The sequence below is a fragment of the Dietzia sp. IBK-p2-16D genome (genome assembly GCF_057773085.1).
Window position 1 is genome coordinate 1 of sequence record NZ_JBYMTL010000018.1, and the last position, 801, is coordinate 801.

An 801-nucleotide genomic window follows, 5' to 3' on the forward strand; every position below is an offset into this window, starting at 1 on the left:
GGGGCCACATGGCGACGCACCACGGTCTTGAGTCGGTCGTAGACGATCGCCGCTGGCACCCCGCCGAAGTGGGCGAACGCCCGCCTGTGGCAGTCGAAGAACGTTGCGGCATCCATTGAGGTCACGAAGCAACAGAACGGGTCTCTCGAGTAAGACAGCGTCATGTGAAACGAGTAGATGCGCACCCCGGTGCCCAGCAGATCGCCTTCATCACCCCAGTCGACCTGCGCCTGGGCCCCGGGAAGAGTGGCGATACGTCGATGCAGACTCGCCGTCCCTGGCTCATCAAGACCGAGCTCGGCACGGATCTCGGGGCGGCGGGCCCGGCAGTAGTTCTTGACCCGCTGGTAGTGCACGTGCACATCGTGCTCATCGGCCAGGCGTTCGCAGATCACCGTGGCCTTGATATCGATGCAGGCTCGCAGCATCACATCGATCAATGCCGCGATCGCCGCGGTGATTGCGATTCGCTGCGTGCCCTTGCGTGACGGCGCCGACGGCGGCGAAACCGGGGCATCCTCGGACAAATACTTGCGCACCGTGCGCCAGTCGCAACCGCACTCGCGACCGATTTCCGCGTACGACATGCCCGTCGCACGCAGCTGCTTGAAACGTCGGATATTCATCCAGGACTCCTCATCCAGGATCATGGAGGTGGGCCACCCTTCGGGAATCGTCAACTTGCCGGAAGACGACTCCAAGGGTGGCCCACCCACCTCGGCGAACAACTACGGAACGCCGAACACCGACCTACACATGAACCTGTCCCCGGACCGACACATCAGGGTGTACGCGGACACC

Annotated in this window: 1 protein-coding gene; it reads right to left on the reverse strand. The window is 63.2% G+C overall.

The window, feature by feature from the left end:
* A partial coding sequence (locus AC3DE3_RS17120) for a DDE-type integrase/transposase/recombinase (RefSeq protein WP_488370822.1) occupies nucleotides 1-650 on the reverse strand: 650 nt, incomplete at its 3' end.
* Nucleotides 651-801 lie beyond the last annotated feature (151 nt).